Source organism: Alkalibacillus flavidus (assembly GCF_040545925.1).
Taxonomy (GTDB): Bacteria; Bacillota; Bacilli; order Bacillales; family Alkalibacillaceae; genus Alkalibacillus; species Alkalibacillus flavidus.
In genome coordinates, this window is record NZ_JBEPMX010000008.1 from 58,674 (window position 1) to 74,866 (window position 16,193).

The 16,193-nt window shown below is 40.7% G+C and carries 19 protein-coding genes and 1 riboswitch; of the genes, 4 read left to right on the forward strand and 15 right to left on the reverse strand.

Going from position 1 to position 16,193, the window contains the following annotated elements:
• Positions 1-51: 51 nt before the first annotated feature.
• The 4 genes from ABID56_RS08705 to ABID56_RS08720 are packed head-to-tail and all read right to left on the reverse strand — an operon-like array spanning position 52 to position 1,961.
• Entirely contained in the window at positions 52-408 is a 357-nt protein-coding gene (locus ABID56_RS08705) for a HesB/IscA family protein (protein ID WP_354220264.1), read from the reverse strand.
• Between the two features lie 46 nt (positions 409-454).
• Complete coding sequence (dapF, locus tag ABID56_RS08710) at positions 455-1,330, reverse strand: diaminopimelate epimerase (protein ID WP_354220266.1); 876 nt, start codon at positions 1,328-1,330, stop codon at positions 455-457.
• Between the two features lie 17 nt (positions 1,331-1,347).
• Positions 1,348-1,584, reverse strand: coding sequence for a YuzB family protein (locus ABID56_RS08715; RefSeq protein ID WP_354220268.1), 237 nt, complete (start codon positions 1,582-1,584; stop codon positions 1,348-1,350).
• A gap of 50 nt (positions 1,585-1,634) precedes the next feature.
• Positions 1,635-1,961, reverse strand: a complete 327-nt coding sequence (locus tag ABID56_RS08720; RefSeq protein ID WP_354220270.1) for a YuzD family protein — start codon at positions 1,959-1,961, stop codon at positions 1,635-1,637.
• A gap of 178 nt (positions 1,962-2,139) precedes the next feature.
• On the opposite strand from ABID56_RS08720, the gene ABID56_RS08725 reads away from it, so the two are divergent.
• Positions 2,140-2,361 (forward strand): NifU family protein, encoded by a 222-nt coding sequence (locus ABID56_RS08725; RefSeq protein ID WP_354220272.1) that lies wholly within the window; start codon positions 2,140-2,142, stop codon positions 2,359-2,361.
• A gap of 52 nt (positions 2,362-2,413) precedes the next feature.
• Here the strand turns inward: ABID56_RS08725 and ABID56_RS08730 are convergent, their stop codons facing one another.
• From ABID56_RS08730 to ABID56_RS08740, 3 genes are read right to left on the reverse strand one after another with little or no spacing between them, the layout of a single operon-like run.
• Positions 2,414-3,382 (reverse strand): 2-hydroxyacid dehydrogenase, encoded by a 969-nt coding sequence (locus tag ABID56_RS08730; protein WP_354220274.1) that lies wholly within the window; start codon positions 3,380-3,382, stop codon positions 2,414-2,416.
• Between the two features lie 27 nt (positions 3,383-3,409).
• Positions 3,410-4,177 carry a TIGR01457 family HAD-type hydrolase gene (locus ABID56_RS08735; protein WP_354220276.1) on the reverse strand — a complete coding sequence of 256 codons (768 nt, stop codon included), beginning with the start codon at positions 4,175-4,177 and terminating at the stop codon, positions 3,410-3,412.
• A 1-nt stretch (position 4,178) separates the two neighbouring features.
• On the reverse strand, positions 4,179-4,628 hold the full coding sequence (locus tag ABID56_RS08740; protein WP_354220278.1) for a DUF86 domain-containing protein: 450 nt from the start codon (positions 4,626-4,628) through the stop codon (positions 4,179-4,181).
• A gap of 123 nt (positions 4,629-4,751) precedes the next feature.
• On the opposite strand from ABID56_RS08740, the gene ABID56_RS08745 reads away from it, so the two are divergent.
• A complete protein-coding gene (locus ABID56_RS08745) occupies positions 4,752-5,024 on the forward strand; it encodes a cytosolic protein (RefSeq protein ID WP_354220280.1) in 273 nt (90 codons plus the stop codon).
• Between the two features lie 37 nt (positions 5,025-5,061).
• Here the strand turns inward: ABID56_RS08745 and ABID56_RS08750 are convergent, their stop codons facing one another.
• Complete coding sequence (locus ABID56_RS08750) at positions 5,062-5,337, reverse strand: YutD family protein (RefSeq protein WP_377946474.1); 276 nt, start codon at positions 5,335-5,337, stop codon at positions 5,062-5,064.
• 112 nt (positions 5,338-5,449) lie between these two features.
• Between ABID56_RS08750 and ABID56_RS08755 the strand changes: the two genes are divergently transcribed.
• Positions 5,450-6,397 carry a M23 family metallopeptidase gene (locus ABID56_RS08755; protein ID WP_354220284.1) on the forward strand — a complete coding sequence of 316 codons (948 nt, stop codon included), beginning with the start codon at positions 5,450-5,452 and terminating at the stop codon, positions 6,395-6,397.
• Between the two features lie 58 nt (positions 6,398-6,455).
• On the opposite strand, the gene ABID56_RS08760 is transcribed toward ABID56_RS08755, so the two are convergent.
• The 6 genes from ABID56_RS08760 to ABID56_RS08785 form a co-directional block, all read right to left on the reverse strand.
• On the reverse strand, positions 6,456-7,838 hold the full coding sequence (locus ABID56_RS08760; protein ID WP_354220286.1) for a sodium-dependent transporter: 1,383 nt from the start codon (positions 7,836-7,838) through the stop codon (positions 6,456-6,458).
• A gap of 299 nt (positions 7,839-8,137) precedes the next feature.
• A complete protein-coding gene (locus tag ABID56_RS08765) occupies positions 8,138-9,670 on the reverse strand; it encodes a Na+/H+ antiporter NhaC family protein (protein WP_354220288.1) in 1,533 nt (510 codons plus the stop codon).
• Between the two features lie 142 nt (positions 9,671-9,812).
• A riboswitch (Lysine riboswitch) is annotated at positions 9,813-9,981 on the reverse strand.
• 52 nt (positions 9,982-10,033) lie between these two features.
• Complete coding sequence (gene yunB, locus ABID56_RS08770; protein WP_354220290.1) at positions 10,034-10,822, reverse strand: sporulation protein YunB; 789 nt, start codon at positions 10,820-10,822, stop codon at positions 10,034-10,036.
• A gap of 58 nt (positions 10,823-10,880) precedes the next feature.
• A complete protein-coding gene (locus tag ABID56_RS08775; RefSeq protein WP_354220292.1) occupies positions 10,881-11,192 on the reverse strand; it encodes a YunC family protein in 312 nt (103 codons plus the stop codon).
• A 62-nt stretch (positions 11,193-11,254) separates the two neighbouring features.
• Complete coding sequence (locus tag ABID56_RS08780) at positions 11,255-12,631, reverse strand: bifunctional metallophosphatase/5'-nucleotidase (protein WP_354220294.1); 1,377 nt, start codon at positions 12,629-12,631, stop codon at positions 11,255-11,257.
• A gap of 88 nt (positions 12,632-12,719) precedes the next feature.
• Positions 12,720-13,550, reverse strand: a complete 831-nt coding sequence (locus ABID56_RS08785; RefSeq protein WP_354220296.1) for a sulfite exporter TauE/SafE family protein — start codon at positions 13,548-13,550, stop codon at positions 12,720-12,722.
• 164 nt (positions 13,551-13,714) lie between these two features.
• On the opposite strand from ABID56_RS08785, the gene ABID56_RS08790 reads away from it, so the two are divergent.
• Positions 13,715-14,731 (forward strand): aromatic acid exporter family protein, encoded by a 1,017-nt coding sequence (locus tag ABID56_RS08790; protein WP_354220298.1) that lies wholly within the window; start codon positions 13,715-13,717, stop codon positions 14,729-14,731.
• A gap of 43 nt (positions 14,732-14,774) precedes the next feature.
• On the opposite strand, the gene sufB is transcribed toward ABID56_RS08790, so the two are convergent.
• A complete protein-coding gene (gene sufB / locus ABID56_RS08795) occupies positions 14,775-16,172 on the reverse strand; it encodes a Fe-S cluster assembly protein SufB (protein ID WP_354220300.1) in 1,398 nt (465 codons plus the stop codon).
• Positions 16,173-16,193 lie beyond the last annotated feature (21 nt).

Here is a 16,193-nt window from a genome sequence, read left to right on the forward strand (position 1 = left end):
TACCGTTTGAGTTGACGTTCGATAATCGTTGTCATGCCGCGGTTTCAACCGTTAACAATTCTCCGGCTGTCCTTCTACATTCGGTGCTTTGAATGACGAGCCACAACCGCATGATACAATAGCATTCGGGTTATCGATCGTGAACCCGCCGCCCATCATGTTTTGTTTAAAATCAATCGTCGTTCCTTCAATAATGGGTACATCCATTTCTGCAATAACGATCGGGATACCACCTTGCTCAAATTGACGGTCAGTTTCTTTCTTCTCGTAATCAAAACCTAATTTATACGATAAACCACTGCAGCCGCCACCTTTAACGCCAAAGCGTAAGTAGACTTCTTCAGCTGTTTCGTCTTTCATCATTTCTTGTACTTGTAAAGTCGCCGCTTCACTTAAATTAATCGCCATGTAAATACCTCCCTAAACATTAGTATACTAATCAAAACCAGCTTCATCAAACATCTAACTCAACCCACGTGTGTCCTTTCGCAACGGTAACAGCTGCACCTCGCATCAACACTGAGCCTGACTCAAGCCAAGTAATCCATAAATCGCCACCATCTAGATGCACCGTCACTTCTTGGCCACGTTTGACGTAACTGTTTAATGCAGATGCGACAACAGATGCACACGCCCCTGTACCACAAGCTTGGGTAATACCTGAACCTCGTTCCCAAACACGAAAACGTAGCTCCGCTTCATTCAACACTTCAACGAATTCAACATTCACCCCTTCAGGAAACCGTTCATCTGTCGTCACTTTAGGCCCTAATGTATGAATCGGAGCATCTTGCATGTTATCTTGGTAAAACACAACGTGCGGGTTCCCCATCGAGACAGCGGTTGCATAATAATCATCCCCATCGACACGAAAATGCTCATAAACGACTTCATCGAACAGTCCACCATTTTCAGTTTCCATAGGAATATTCGATCTTTCTAACACTGGCTCTCCCATATCAACTGTGACACTTTCAACATGTTTATCTTTATCCGGATGGACTGTCGCAGTAACGACACCTGATTTGGTTTCGATCTCAAACGACTGTTTATGGACGTATTTTTTGTCATAGACGAACTTCGCCACACAACGCAAACCATTACCACAGTTCATTGCCTCTGATCCATCTTTATTAAAAATTCGCATGCGTACATCAGCCAGGTTAGATGGTAACACTAAGATTAAGCCGTCTGATCCAATACCTGTGTGTACACTCGACACTTGTTTAGCAATAGTTGGTAGTGATTCTTCTGGCAATTCAACATGGAAACCGTCCACATAAATATAACTATTGCCTAAGCCGTGCATTTTCGTGAAAGGAATTTTCATATCATAACCTCACTTTATTAAATTAATGATTCCTCTTCTAAAAATTGATACACTTTATCAACTAACTCACTTGGTGTATCTGCCATAATGAGTTCACCATCGGCAATGGCAAACAAACTCATCGAGCAAATCGCACAGTTGCTCGTGCATCCATATTCGACGACATCAATGTCTGGGTCTTTATCTAGTTTCTCTAAAGCCTCTTGAGATCCACTCATTAAGTTATTCACACAAAACTCAACTAACGGGTTCATGGCGTTCACTCCTCGTTTGTTTAACCTGTCGCGAACCCTGTTTGCTTAGTTTAAGATATCGGCGTTAGTCCGTTGTTTTCTAACGCTTGATAAACGGTTTTTAAACGTGGATTACCTTCACCGACAATTTCGTCTTCGACTAAGACAACAGGGTAAATCATATCGTCTTCAACAACTTGTTCAGCAAATTGTTGGTACTTTTGTTCGTTGGGTGGGTTAAAAATATCAACGTATTTATACGTGACATAATCGTCACCATATTTTCTAGAAATCGCTGCTTGCAACCAATCATATTGTTCTTTTGAACTTGGTAAGTTTACACAACTAGCGCAAATAACTTCTGCGCCGTATACGACTAATTCGACTTGTTTTGACATCGAATCCCCCCTCGCTACTATTTCCCTTCGTCTGTTCGCTTAATTATATTTTACAAAACTTTCGCTTCGAGTTAAAATGAAAATGGTTCTCAACAAGATTTTTTTCATTAAAAGCACTTGAATAGATTTTAATGGCTAAATTTTATATAATGTAAGTGAAGAAAGGGGAATATGAGTAATGTTTGATCAAGTACAAGAAGTAATTGGTAAATTACGCCCGTTTTTATTACGTGACGGCGGGGACGTTGAACTCGTTGACGTTGATGATGGTATTGTGTTATTACGTCTAAAAGGCGCTTGTGGTAATTGCCCAAGTTCGGCTATTACACTTAAGGCTGGTATTGAACGAGCCCTAATCGCGGAAGTTCCTGGTGTTAAAGAAGTTGAACAAATTTTCTAATACCCTTATAGTTAAGCCCTCAATGCTTAAGACATTGAGGGCTTGTTTTATATTATACATTAACAGGTGTTTTCGGCTCTTCACCTGATAACACGCGTTCAATATTCTCTTTCGTTAACCACATCATAGCCGTCCGTGTTTCAAAGCTAGATGACCCAATATGTGGCAAAGCAACGACTTGTTCGCACTGTAATAACGGATGATCTGCTTGGATAGGTTCTTGTTGAAACACATCTAATCCGGCACCACGAATATCGCCAGCTTGTAATGCATCGTATAAATCGTCCTCGTTCACGACAGCTCCGCGAGACGTATTAATGAAAAACGCTGACGATTTCATCTGTTTAAAGACTGACCGATTGAACATGCCCTTCGTTTCTTCGGTTAGTGGCGTCATACAGATGACAAAATCAGATTGTGTCATCACATCATCAAATGATCGATACTCAACACCTAGTTGCTTTTCTGCCTGTTCTTTACGTGAACGGTTGTGATATAAAACGGTCATGTCAAACCCTTTCGCACGTTTGGCAACAGCTTCGCCAATACTACCCATCCCTATAATGCCTAAGGTTTTATGATGAACATCGTGCCCTGCTAGCATATACGGCGACCATGACGTCCATTTGTCCTCTTTAATATGCTTCACCGCTTCAGGAATACGACGAGCTGTAGCTAATAATAAACCGAACGTTAAATCGGCTGTTGTATCCGTTAATACATCCGGGGTGTTCGTTACGATAACGCCATGCCTTGAGGCAGCTTGAACATCAATATTATCGTAACCAACAGCCAAATTAGCAACCACCTTTAAGTTTGGCGCTTGTTGCATTAATTCATCATCAATCGAATCGGTTAACATCGTCAATAAAGCATCCGCCTCGCGCGCCTTACTTAATAACACATCTCGAGGTACTGTTGTTTCTTCCTCTCCCCACATTTCGACATGATATTCGTTCGCTAAAGCACTCACCACGTCATCAGCTATTTTTCGTGTGATATAAACAAATGGCTTAGTCATTCGATCACCTCAAATATTATTTTAAACTTAAACCTCATCCCATTCGGCTAATGTTTTTAACGAATACGTCGGTTGCACCGCAACATGTTGCAAGTCGTCTTGTGACGTAACACCTGTTTCAACGTGTAAAGTATCAATATTCGCTTGAATGCCTGCCATAATATCGGTGTCATAGTTATCGCCAACCATAATGGCTTGATCATGTAAAACATCCATCTGTTCAAGCGCTAAATCGACCATTAGACGGTCAGGTTTTCCAACGACGATGGGTTCAGTTTTCGTTACCTGCCTAATCAAATCAACATAAGCCCCATTGCCTGGGACAAACCCTTCCTCTGTTGGTACTCGAATATCCGGATTCGTCGCCACGAATGTCGCCCCAGACTGTATATGTAGACAAGCGTCTTTAATTTTTTGATACGTTACATAACGATCAATTCCGACCACAACAAAATCTGGATTGTCGTTGGTGATCGTTAACCCCCGTGATTGTAAAGCCTCTTCTACACCCGCTTCACCAATCATGAAAACCGATGCCTGGTCAGACACTTCTTTAATATAATCAGCCGCAATAATAGACGGTGTTAAAATCGTACTTTCATCAACGTTAATATCATGTTTCGCCAGCTTTTCAACCGTTTTAGCACGCGTTCGTGACGAATTATTGGTCACAAACCGAAATGGTACACCTTCCGTTTGCAACTTGTTAATAAACGCCGCAGCCTCTGGAATCGCGGCATTCCCTCGGTACATCGTGCCATCTAAATCAATTAAATATGCTTGATAACGTGCCATACTAGCTTTCCCCTTCACGTTTTTTGAAAGCCGTAATAGGCCCCATCTCTCGTTCCAAATAACGATAAATATGACTCGGAAATTGCTTCAACGTTTGAATGCCATCATCCATCGCAGTCCGTAATGTGTCATGATTTATGTTCGTGTAATCTTTAATGACTGTCGAACGCATACCAATCACTCGTTTATATGTTGATTCTGTCTCAGCTGGTATGACTTGTTCATCGATTAAAATATCAATAATGTCGTCATAACTACCAGGGTCACGCATAATAAAGCCATCTATCATCATATTTCCAACATCAATAATCGACTCAATCGTCATATGAACGATTCGCTCAAGCCCGAATAGTTGGTCATCAGTTGAAAAATCAGTTCGCTCATACGTTTCAAGCAATCGGTTATAATACGTTAATGTCTCATCAATGGATTCTTGATCAACAAAATACATCGTGATCATTCCTTTCTTCAATTAGTTTATCACAATTAAATGAACCTTATATAATATTATTTTTGCGTCATACTAAGGGAAAACAATAACTCATTTCCATTCGTAAACGAAAGGACGATTCGTGTGGCAAAAAAGAAGAAAAACGACGATTTCGCAACTGTCGAAGTACAACAAAATATGCAAGTCCCTGAAGAATTTCCTGAAGGGACATATGGTGAACCAGTTCATGATGAACCACTTCAAGCGCGTGAATACGATCCAAAACGTCGCCATTATTCTGCGTTTAACTATGAGAATAAACAACTTCATCATGATATTCCACGGCAATATCCGTCTGCGCATCAACCGAATAACTTCCCTGATGACGAAGATCCTGAACATCCTGATAAAGGATAATGGCACAAAATTGACCGGACAACAAATATCCGGTCAATTATGAATCCACTCGTTTCATGACAAAATAAGCACAACCAAAATTACAGTATTCATACAAATAATCTTCTAATGTCGAAATCTTCGTGTCAAATGTGGCTTTTTGATTTTGGTCATCATAGAACCCTTTTAAACGTAATTGACCAAACCCCCAATCACCGACAATATAATCATATTTCGTTAAAATATCGCTAAACCGCTGTTCAACCACGTCTTCTTGGAAGCCTTCGCGGTAATCATGGATTAATTCGTATTGTTGTCCTAATAACTCCATCACTTATCACCTCAACTAGTATCAGTTTATCATAAAACCTTTTCAATACGCTTTCATGATTTCAAAAAAGATGACCATACTACAGGTAGATATAACATAAAAGGAGTATCTTAATATGGCTTTTCACCGTTTAATCATTCTTGTTTTCATCTTTTTACTAAGTAGCAGTCATTTACCGTTAGCAGCTGAGGAAACTCCAGATGAAGCACGCATGCAATTATACAAAAAAACAGCAACACTAACATCCATTCCGTGGACGACGTTAGCTGCGATCGATCAATACGAGCGGAATATTAACGATGTTAATGATGATCGTCTTACCAGTATACAAGTAAAACCTGAGTGGTGGTTCGGTTTGTTAGCCACTGATGAAAACCCTTCACACTATGAAGCCACAATACAAGCATTTAATGGCATTGGCAAAGATGGGGATGGGGATGGTTATGCCAATCCACACCATGATGAAGATGTTCTATATACAGTCGCTAAATGGTTAAGCGACGAAATCGCATCAGGCAAGTCAATTAAACAAAGTTTAGAGACGTATTATGATCGTGACAAAGCAGCTAAACTCATCACCCAATACCGTCAATTATTCCAGCACTTTCAAACAACTGATTTAGATGAACACGCCTTTCCAATTCCGTCACATTACAATTACTCATACCGATCAACATGGGGAGCAGGCAGAGGGTATGGCGGACGACGCATTCATGAAGGAACGGACTTGTTCGCATCGTATGGCACACCCGTACGTTCTGTATCTTACGGCGTCGTAGAAGTAAAAGGATGGAACAAATATGGTGGTTGGCGTATAGGTATTCGTGATGCAGACAATGTCTATCACTACTACGCACACTTAAACGGATTTGAAGATTCGATCGAAGAAGGGTCAATTGTTGAGCCAGGAGATGTCATAGGCTACGTCGGCGCTTCTGGATATGGCCCAATCGGCACATCCGGTAAATTCCCGCCTCACCTCCATTATGGTATGTATCGCGATAATGGAAAAAATGAATGGGCGTTTGATCCCTACCCGTCATTAAAACGTTGGGAACATTAAAATGCGAGCAGAGAGGAACCCTCTCTGCCCGCTAAAATTTTCATAATTATTAGCCTTATTACTGACCAATCATATTAATGAAGTTTGTAATTACGATGTACAAAATACCCGCTGGCGCGACAATACGTAGGAACCAAATCCAAACAGCACCAATCGCTGTATCTTGTAAACCTGTTTCGCGTAGGGCTTCGATTCTATTCCAGCCCCAACCAACGAATAGAGCTGTCACTAAACCACCTAGCGCTAATGTGTACTGCGCTGTAAATTTGTCTAAAATATCTAAGAACGTAATTGTGTCGCTAGATGGATCAAGGAATGCGAACAACTTCATTTGCGTTAATGCTGGTACCGCACCTTGCGATATTGCTGACAAAACACCGAATAGTGTAATGATAGAACCAGCAACAAGTGTTGTCGGCTTACGTCCAACATTGAATCGACGCATTGCCCATGATACACCGACTTCTAATAATGAAATAGCAGATGACAATGCGGCAATTCCGACGAATAGGAAGAAGAAGATACCGAATATCGTACCACCTAAGCCCCATTGGCTAAATGCTTCAGGTAATGTCATAAATAATAGTCCTGGACCTGCACCTGGCTCCATTCCGAATGTGAACACGATTGGGAAAATCATGAGACCCGCAAACACAGCGAAGAACGTATCAAATACAACTACTGTTCCTGCCGCTGATGGTAAACGGGATTCTTTCGGTAAATATGATGCGTACGTGATCATAGCACCCATACCAAGTGATAATGTGAAGAATGCCTGACCAACAGCTGCACCCCATACGTTAATGTCACCTAATGCATTGAAATCAGGTGTGAACATGAAGCTTAGTGCTTCACCAGCACCATCCATTGTTAAACCGAAAACAGCTAATACAATAATAAGAACGGCTAGCATCGGCATAAAGGTACGGTTCGCAATTTCGATACCTTTCTTGATACCGAAGAAAACGACACCGATAACAACAGCCATGAATAAGAAATGCCAAACAACTGGACCAACTGGACTAGCAATAAACTCTCCAAAGAATCCTTCAAAGCCACCAGATTCGACATTGCCTGCCGCACCGGTAATATAACTAAATAAATAATAAAAGACCCAACCGGCAATAACACCGTAGAACGACAGGATTAATGTCCCTGACAAGACACCTAGAAAACCACCAATTTTACCAAACGATTTTGATTTGATGTTTTCAAATGAATGAATCGCATCTGATTGACCGCGTCGACCTACTGTAAATTCAGCTAATAAGACGGGTAGACCAATTAGGGCGATACAAATAAAATAAGCAATTAAAAATGCAAACCCCCCGTTTTCCCCTAGCATATAAGGGAAGCGCCAAATGTTACCTAGGCCTACCGCTGAACCAACAGCCGCAAAAATAAAACCAAACCTAGTCGCAAACTGCTCTCTTCCTTGCATAATCATATTCCCCTTTCTGTTTTTTGTTTGCCGTACAAAAACTTGTACGGGTGCTCACTTAAATATATTGATTATTTTGTTTTATTATAATTTTATGACAATTATTTTGCAAGTCTTTTCAGAAAACTTTCTTTAGACTTAGCAAAAAAGTCACAAAATTCAATCAACAGGTGAGCGCCAACGCTTATAATCATACCAAAACTCCAAATGTTTTGACAACAATCTACGCGAAAAACTTTTTTATGACAAAAAAACAGAACACCTCTTCTGCAAGAGATGTTCTGTCATAAGGGTTATGATCATCTTTTTAGTATCAATACAAGCCCTAAGAGTGCCCCGAGTGTGACGATTAAACTAAGTACTGCTGATGTCGTAATGGCAAGGGTTATATAACCTAACAATGCTGTTACAGCGGCGATTAACGCATATGGGATTTGGGTCACAATGTGATCGATGTGGTTCGACCCCGCACCCGTCGACGATAACACCGACGTATCTGAAATAGGTGAACAGTGGTCACCGAATACCGAACCAGCTAATACAGCTGACAGTGCCGGAATGACCATCGTTGGATCGAGTTCTACAGCCATCTCGCCAGCAATCGGTAGCATAAGGGCGAATGTGCCCCAAGATGTTCCGGTCGCAAAAGCTGTTACGCCTGCTACAAGGAAAATCATAAGTGGTAAATAAGCTGGGCTAAGATTTGCCTCTTCAACGAGACCAACTAAATATTGGTCTGTACCAATCGCACCAATAATAGACACAATCATCCAAGCTAAAATCAAGATATAAATGGCTGGTAGCATCGCTTTAATACCTTGCCAAGTCACAACGAATATATTCGATTTGTCACCTGGTTGAACGGCATATAACAAGACCGAAAGTAATACAGCTAATGTTCCGCCAGTCACTAGGGCTAGGTTAACATCTGTATTCGCAAAAATAGATACGAGAGTCACCCCGTCTTCACTTGCTTGTACACCCGTTATAACCATCACTGTCATTGTCGTTATAAGTAGTGCTAATAAGGGCAACAGCAAATGATAAACGCGTCCGTTTTGATTTTCAGCAACTTCCCCTTTTATATCACCTGGAACGTCTGGGTTAGCAGGGTCAATTAAGTCACCAGTCGTTTCTGCTCGTTCTTCATGCTTTTTCATTGCCCCAATATCGAGCTTGAAGTAAATCGCTAAGAAAACAAGTGCAATCGCCGCAATCGCATAAAAGTTATAAGGAATCATTTGGATAAACGCACCTAATGCAGAGTAATCCGATAATTCATGCGTCGCAATCACTGTCGAGATAATCCCAATAATATAAGCACCCCAACTCGATATCGGCGTTAAAACGGTGACTGGTGCCGACGTTGAGTCAATTAAATAAGCTAACTTTGCGCGTGACACGTTTTGACGGTCCGTAATCGGGCGGGAGACTTGACCGATTGTTAAACTGTTAAAATAATCATCAATAAAAATAGCAACACCGAGTAACCCTGTCGTGTACTGAGCACCTTTTCGTGACTTAACGCGGTTAACGGCCCAACCACCGAAAGCTTTAGCGCCTCCTGTAGCGGTTAAAAAGGCGATTAAAATACCTAACAGTAATAAGAAGACGACGAGCTGGATACTCCATATATCCCACGCCCCTTCAGCATAAAATGATCCTTGAAATGACATCCAAATTCGTTCAAGTGTCGCTAGTAAGTCATAATTTTCTACCATTAAAGCGCCAATAATGATTCCTGTCCCTAATGATAATAAGACTCGACGCGTCAATAACACGAGTAAAATCATAACTAGTGGTGGTAATAACGACCAAAAAGTTCCTTCCATGTTTGTTTCCTCCTTCAATTTTTTCGAGAAGTCCGTCCGTCGAATGCTTTATCACCATAATGCCCTCATGTGATAAAGCCATACATAATAAAAAAAGTAATGATAGAGAAATCTACCATTACTTGTATCAGTCGGTTATTTCTCGATCAGTAGCTCCCCGTTTTACGTACGAGAGTGTATTTTTTGTTCAAAAATACACCAACACTTAAAGGCTGACCCCCTAAGTACTTCGGCATTTAACCCTTTCACATATGATCCTCGTTGTCATCCTCCCATATGTTACTGATGCTAAATGCACCTCTACCTCATCGATTGATAAGGTTATATAAAATTGTCATACAAAAAGTAATATACCATGCTCTTTTACTGTTGTAAATCCCTGAACGGTATCGAAATATTCGGTGAATTACCGCCACCATCATTGTAAAATTCCGGTACTTCACCTTGGATAACGCCTATCGAAACAGGAACGTGCGTTTCAACTGTTGTCGTTTTTGTCGCAAATGGAATCACGACTTGCACATTGGCTTGAATAAAAATATCCAATTCGATCATTGCATTGTTTATACCGTATTCCGTCAGACGTCTTTCTACATCCGATTGCACATCCCCAATAATACGAAAATGGACCGGAACTTGTGGCCCTAAATTGGCTAACAGCGCATTGTTCGTTGCTTGGCCGATGGGAATTCGCACAATCGCTCGGTGGTCTTCCACTTGATCTTCTTCCAAGACGACATCATCTTCTACATCAAAATCCAATGATTCTTCAGGTGTTAATTCACCACGTTCGATCCGTTTTAAAAAATTTTGTACCCGAAATGTCGTATTCCGTAACACGCGATTAATGACGACACTATTCCAATTTACGGTGACAATATTGCCTTCATCATCTGTTTCAATATCGATCAAATCCTCAGCTTGTAAGTCGTCTACAATTCGACGGCTTACCGCTTCATTAATTGCTTCTCGTGCGAATTGACTCGTTTTCGTTTCAGCCATTTCAATGAGTGTAGGTTCAATACCACGATTAATTAACCAAATCGATAAGAGGGTTGCTATCGTAAACACGACAACGGTCATCATGAATATTTGTCCAAACGTCTTAGGTTTACGACGTCGTGTCCATCTAAGATGCTTGATTTGGCGCACAGCAAATCCCCCCTCACCACCAGTCTATGCACAGATGATAGGGGGCATGTGTCGCCAATCATGAAGACGATAGTGATAATAGGGCATGACGACCAATCATTCCTTCATACCAACCGTATTGCTCTTTCGCATATGTCGTCACCTTTTGCAGTGGGGCGTGAATGAGCGCGTCTCGATTACGAACCCCGACTGCACGTGCGGCTACAATTTGCCGGTCACTCAACTGGTCGCTTAACAGATCCACATCTAAGGCGCCGCACATAATATAACCAATATCGTTTGAAATGATTAACAAATTCGTTTTCGGTAACTCAACATGTGTATAAGTAAATGGTTGGTCATCAATCCAAATCGTTTCTACATGGATCAATGCCATCGACCTCCTTTGGTATTACGTTATGTAAAGTAAAAAAAGAAGTGTCTGTCCAACACTTAAGTATTAGACAAACACTTCGTTAAAACATCACGCAAAAATTCTGGCATGAAATATTGCTTCTGCTCGACATGAGAAATCGATGGAATAAGCCATGGGAATGAAAACGTATCAGCCGTTGCCAATGTATATGACTCATCACTGTCCACTAACTTATCACCAATGTATACCGATTCAATGACTTGATGATCATGACTATACTTTAATGTTAAGTTGGCATATACCATCTTACCTAAGATTTCACCACGAAAACCGAGACCTTTCAATTCATTATATTGAAAACGTTCTGACTCAAACAAACGCACCGTTTCAATCAATTCTCGACCCGTCATCGTCATTTTGCAAGGATTCATCGGATGCGGGCAACTTTCGTGAATCTGTTTTTTCGTAACAGATCCTTGTTCAAAACCGGTTAACAACAATCCTGAATTTAAAGCAGCCACGTCAGCAGTCGTCCACTGGCGTAATTCTTCCACAAATTCACGCATTAATGTCGTTTCTTCAAACCATTCAATCGGATATGCGTTGTTAAGATAAGTCACTGATTCATTCAAATGCTCGTCAGCGGTATCTTTCCACTCATCCAATGCTTGATATGTCTTATCATCCCTCTCATCTGAAACAGGGATGGCGTTACCTGCCATCGACTCGATTTCACCTTTGTCGTGATCATACTGAATATGGATATAACCGTAATGAAAACCTTGTTTACCGACAGCATTAATAATCGATCCGTGTTCAATTCGACCTTGTTCGATTAAATGGTGGGTATGCCCTCCAATAATGACATCAACAGGGTACTGCTCCGCCATTTGTTCATCTTCATATAACCCCAGGTGAGATAAAACAATAACAATATCACACATTTCCCGTAATAACGGAATGTACTCATCTAAAATAGCTTTCGGATCTTCTACTTGCCACCCTAACAGTTCATAAAACTTTTTAAATGGTGCCGTAACACCTAATACACCAATCGTCGTACCATAATCTGTCGTTAAAATATGATAAGGCTTTAACCAGTTAGGACTTGGTGATTCAATAGGCGCCACATTCGCACATGTTATTTGAAAATCTGCTTCATCATATAAATGATACAGTTCATCACCCGGTAATGTAATGCCTTCATTATTACCTAGCGTAACAACATCATAACCAGCCTTATTGAGTAAATCGACATTCGCCTGGCCTAACGTTGCCTCCGTTATAGGATGAACTCGGTCTAGATGATCCCCGTTATCAAGCAACAGTGTATAATCACCTTTTGCTTGATGGATTGCTTGTTGATGCTTAATGCCAGCTATCACATGAGGCCAATTATCGAAATAACTATGTAAATCACTTGTGAAATATAAATGTAGTTGTTCTTGCATCATACAGATACGTCTCCTTTAAGATCCTTTTTTCCTTTCAAACGTATCGCAATGTTAGCTTAACACGGTCTTATCATGACGAATCTAATCTTTATATCGACTGAATAATTAATCTTATGCCGATTATAAACATAATAATGCGTAAAATCCATTCGATCACTTGGCTATTTAACTTCTGATTCACAACAGCACCTAAATAACCCCCTAGCCACGCACCTGGAATGCTCATAAACGTGTATAACCACATTACATGACCAGCGCTAATATGCGCAACAGACGACGTGAAACTAGAGAAAAAAATCATAAACATCGACGTTGGAGCTGCAATATGTGCTGGAAAGCCAAATAATAATATCATAGCTGGTACCATAAGCGAGCCACCACCAACACCGAATAAACCGGACATCATGCCGACGAAAAAGGCGATAGTAATACCTAGTATCGCATGGTACGAATAAGTCGTTGACAATCCTGCTAAGTCAAACGTACGCGTCACGTGAAAACGACCTGATTTAATGGTGTGATCGATAGGTTCGTTAATCGCTTTCTTTTTAACGAAAAACATCGCTGTCACGAGTAACATTAATAGCCCAAAATACAACTGAAACGTATCAATTGCGACAAACTGATTAAGATACACGCCTGTTAAAGCACCAGGAATACTGCCTGATAAAAATAACGAACCACTGAATACATCAACTCGTTTACGTTTTAAAAAAGTTAATGTCGAGGATAAACCGGTAAAAATCATAACGATTAAGGACATCGCCACGACATTTTGCGGTGTAACCCATGAAAACCCCTTGAAAAAGTCAGCGAAAAACAACAAGACAGGCACAAAAATAACGCCGCCTCCTAAGCCAGCGATACTGCCTACAAATGAGCTCAACAGCCCAATAATAAACATGATAGCTAACACCATTCTGTTTCATCCAATCTACCTAAATTAATGGTCACTCTCCCTATCATAGCATATTTTATACGGTAATGAGGTATGTTACACTAATACATTTGTGACAATCAACCTTGCAATTCCTATAAAAAATTGAAAGAATAAGTTATAGAGACCTTTTAGGAGTGGACGAAATGAAACGAATTGCTGGAAGTCGTGTTATTAAAACTGGACTAGCTATCTTTATTACAGCCTTTATTTGTGACCAACTCGGTTGGCCTCCCGTTTTCGCTGTTATTACGGCGATTGTGACGATTGAGCCAACTGTCTCACAATCGATCAAAAAAGGACTTGTCCGTTTTCCAGCCTCAGCGATTGGATCATTTTATGCAGTATTATTCATTACGTTATTCGGACACGCCCCTATCACTTATGCGTTAGCAGCTGTTTTAACGATTATGACGACTTATCGTTTGAAATTATATTCAGGACTTCTCGTGGCGACGTTAACGTCTGTTGCGATGATTGATGTTATTCACGCGAATGTCATTTTATCGTTCTTCATTCGTCTCGGCACAACGACAATTGGATTAGTCGTCTCAACATTAATTAATTTATTCATCTTGCCACCTGATTACTCGCAAGATATTAAATTAAAACTCAATAATATGGCAGAACGGACAGGAAATGCAGTGGAACAAATCTTCCATCGCTATTTAATTAATCATATGGACAAATATTACTGCCAAACAACGCTAGATGACTTAACAGAAGATGTTTTGAAGATAGAATCACTGATTGAATACCAAAAAGACGAAGCAAAATATCACCCGTTAACAGCCGATGAACGCGATGACTTACATCGTTCCGAACGGCAGCTTACACGGATTAAGCTCATGATTTATCATATGGATAATATTTTAAATACACCGCTCACACAATTACAATTGCCTGAAGCGGAACGAGACATGATTTTAGAATCCGTGGAAGAGTTAGCTCATTCTATGAAAGAAAGTACACGTTTTGACCTGGAAACACATCGACAAAAAGTAAAACAACTGATGGCATTATATTGGAAGGATAGCGATCAATTAAGCGCTCACAAAGAAGATTACACAACAACATTCCCAGCCGAAATCATTGTACTATACGAACTCGTATCGATTTTTTATTTAGCTGAAAATTATTATAGTCAAAAAGGTAAAACATAATTAAAATCCCGCCACAGCAGAGGCTGTAGCGGGATTTCTTATATTAACCGATAGATCCTTCCATCTCGAATTTAATCAAGCGGTTCATCTCAACGGCATATTCCATTGGTAGTTCTTTCGTGAATGGCTCGATGAAGCCCATGACGATCATTTCTGTTGCTTCTTCTTCAGAAATACCGCGGCTCATCAAGTAGAATAACTGCTCTTCAGATACTTTCGATACTTTCGCTTCGTGCTCAAGAGAGATGTTCTCGTTTAGCACTTCGTTGTATGGGATCGTATCTGATGTGGATTCATTGTCCATAATGAGCGTGTCACATTCGATGTTCGAACGCGCACCTTCAGCCTTCTTACCGAAGTGAACAATACCACGATACGTCACCTTACCACCTTGTTTCGAAATCGACTTCGATACGATCGTCGATGACGTATTTGGTGCTAAGTGGTGCATTTTCGCACCTGCATCTTGGTGCTGTCCTTTACCAGCAAGCGCAATCGATAACGTGTTACCACGTGCGCCTTCGCCTTTTAGAAGAACAGATGGGTATTTCATCGTTAACTTAGAACCTAAGTTACCGTCTACCCATTCCATTGTTGCGTTTGCATCAGCAGACGCGCGTTTTGTAACTAAGTTATAAACGTTGTTCGCCCAGTTTTGGATCGTTGTATAACGGCAGTACGCATCTTTCTTAACGAAGATTTCAACGATCGCACTGTGTAGTGAGTTCGTCGTATAAACTGGTGCTGTACAACCTTCGACATAGTGTACAGATGCGCCTTCGTCAACAATAATTAACGTACGCTCAAACTGACCCATGTTTTCTGAGTTAATACGGAAATAAGCTTGTAGTGGCGTTTCAACTTTCGTGTTCTTCGGTACATAGATGAATGAGCCACCTGACCACACAGCTGAGTTAAGGGCTGCGAATTTGTTGTCAGACGGTGGAATTACTTGACCGAAGTATTCACGGAATAACTCTTCGTTTTCTTTAAGCGCTGTATCCGTATCCTTGAAAATAACGCCCATTTCTTCAAGTTCTTTTTCCATGTTGTGATAAACTACTTCAGATTCATACTGAGCAGATACACCAGCTAAATACTTCTGTTCAGCTTCTGGGATACCAAGGCGATCAAACGTCTGTTTAATCTCTTCAGGTACTTCATCCCATGAGCGTTCTGTTTGGTCAGACGGTTTAACGTAATACGTGATCTCGTCAAAGTCTAACTCATTTAAGTCGCCACCCCATTGTGGCATTGGTTTTTTATGAAATTGTTCATACGCTTTCAAGCGGTACTCTAGCATCCATTCCGGTTCTTCTTTTTGGCGTGAAATTTCACGCACAACATTTTCTGTAAGGCCTCGTTCTGTACGGAAAATCGAAACGTCCTTATCATGGAAACCGTACTTGTAATCACCGACTTCAGGTGCTTTCTTAGCCATACTGTCACCCTCCTTCAAAGA

Bases quoted from the DNA above. Each gene is read 5' to 3' on its own strand.
- ABID56_RS08705 (WP_354220264.1), bottom strand. From the start codon at position 408: ATGGCGATTAATTTAAGTGAAGCGGCGACTTTACAAGTACAAGAAATG.
- dapF (WP_354220266.1), bottom strand. From the start codon at position 1,330: ATGAAAATTCCTTTCACGAAAATGCACGGCTTAGGCAATAGTTATATT.
- ABID56_RS08715 (WP_354220268.1), bottom strand. From the start codon at position 1,584: ATGAACCCGTTAGTTGAGTTTTGTGTGAATAACTTAATGAGTGGATCT.
- ABID56_RS08720 (WP_354220270.1), bottom strand. From the start codon at position 1,961: ATGTCAAAACAAGTCGAATTAGTCGTATACGGCGCAGAAGTTATTTGC.
- ABID56_RS08725 (WP_354220272.1), top strand. From the start codon at position 2,140: ATGTTTGATCAAGTACAAGAAGTAATTGGTAAATTACGCCCGTTTTTA.
- ABID56_RS08730 (WP_354220274.1), bottom strand. From the start codon at position 3,382: ATGACTAAGCCATTTGTTTATATCACACGAAAAATAGCTGATGACGTG.
- ABID56_RS08735 (WP_354220276.1), bottom strand. From the start codon at position 4,177: ATGGCACGTTATCAAGCATATTTAATTGATTTAGATGGCACGATGTAC.
- ABID56_RS08740 (WP_354220278.1), bottom strand. From the start codon at position 4,628: ATGTATTTTGTTGATCAAGAATCCATTGATGAGACATTAACGTATTAT.
- ABID56_RS08755 (WP_354220284.1), top strand. From the start codon at position 5,450: ATGGCTTTTCACCGTTTAATCATTCTTGTTTTCATCTTTTTACTAAGT.
- ABID56_RS08760 (WP_354220286.1), bottom strand. From the start codon at position 7,838: ATGCAAGGAAGAGAGCAGTTTGCGACTAGGTTTGGTTTTATTTTTGCG.
- ABID56_RS08765 (WP_354220288.1), bottom strand. From the start codon at position 9,670: ATGGAAGGAACTTTTTGGTCGTTATTACCACCACTAGTTATGATTTTA.
- ABID56_RS08780 (WP_354220294.1), bottom strand. From the start codon at position 12,631: ATGATGCAAGAACAACTACATTTATATTTCACAAGTGATTTACATAGT.
- ABID56_RS08785 (WP_354220296.1), bottom strand. From the start codon at position 13,550: ATGGTGTTAGCTATCATGTTTATTATTGGGCTGTTGAGCTCATTTGTA.
- ABID56_RS08790 (WP_354220298.1), top strand. From the start codon at position 13,715: ATGAAACGAATTGCTGGAAGTCGTGTTATTAAAACTGGACTAGCTATC.
- sufB (WP_354220300.1), bottom strand. From the start codon at position 16,172: ATGGCTAAGAAAGCACCTGAAGTCGGTGATTACAAGTACGGTTTCCAT.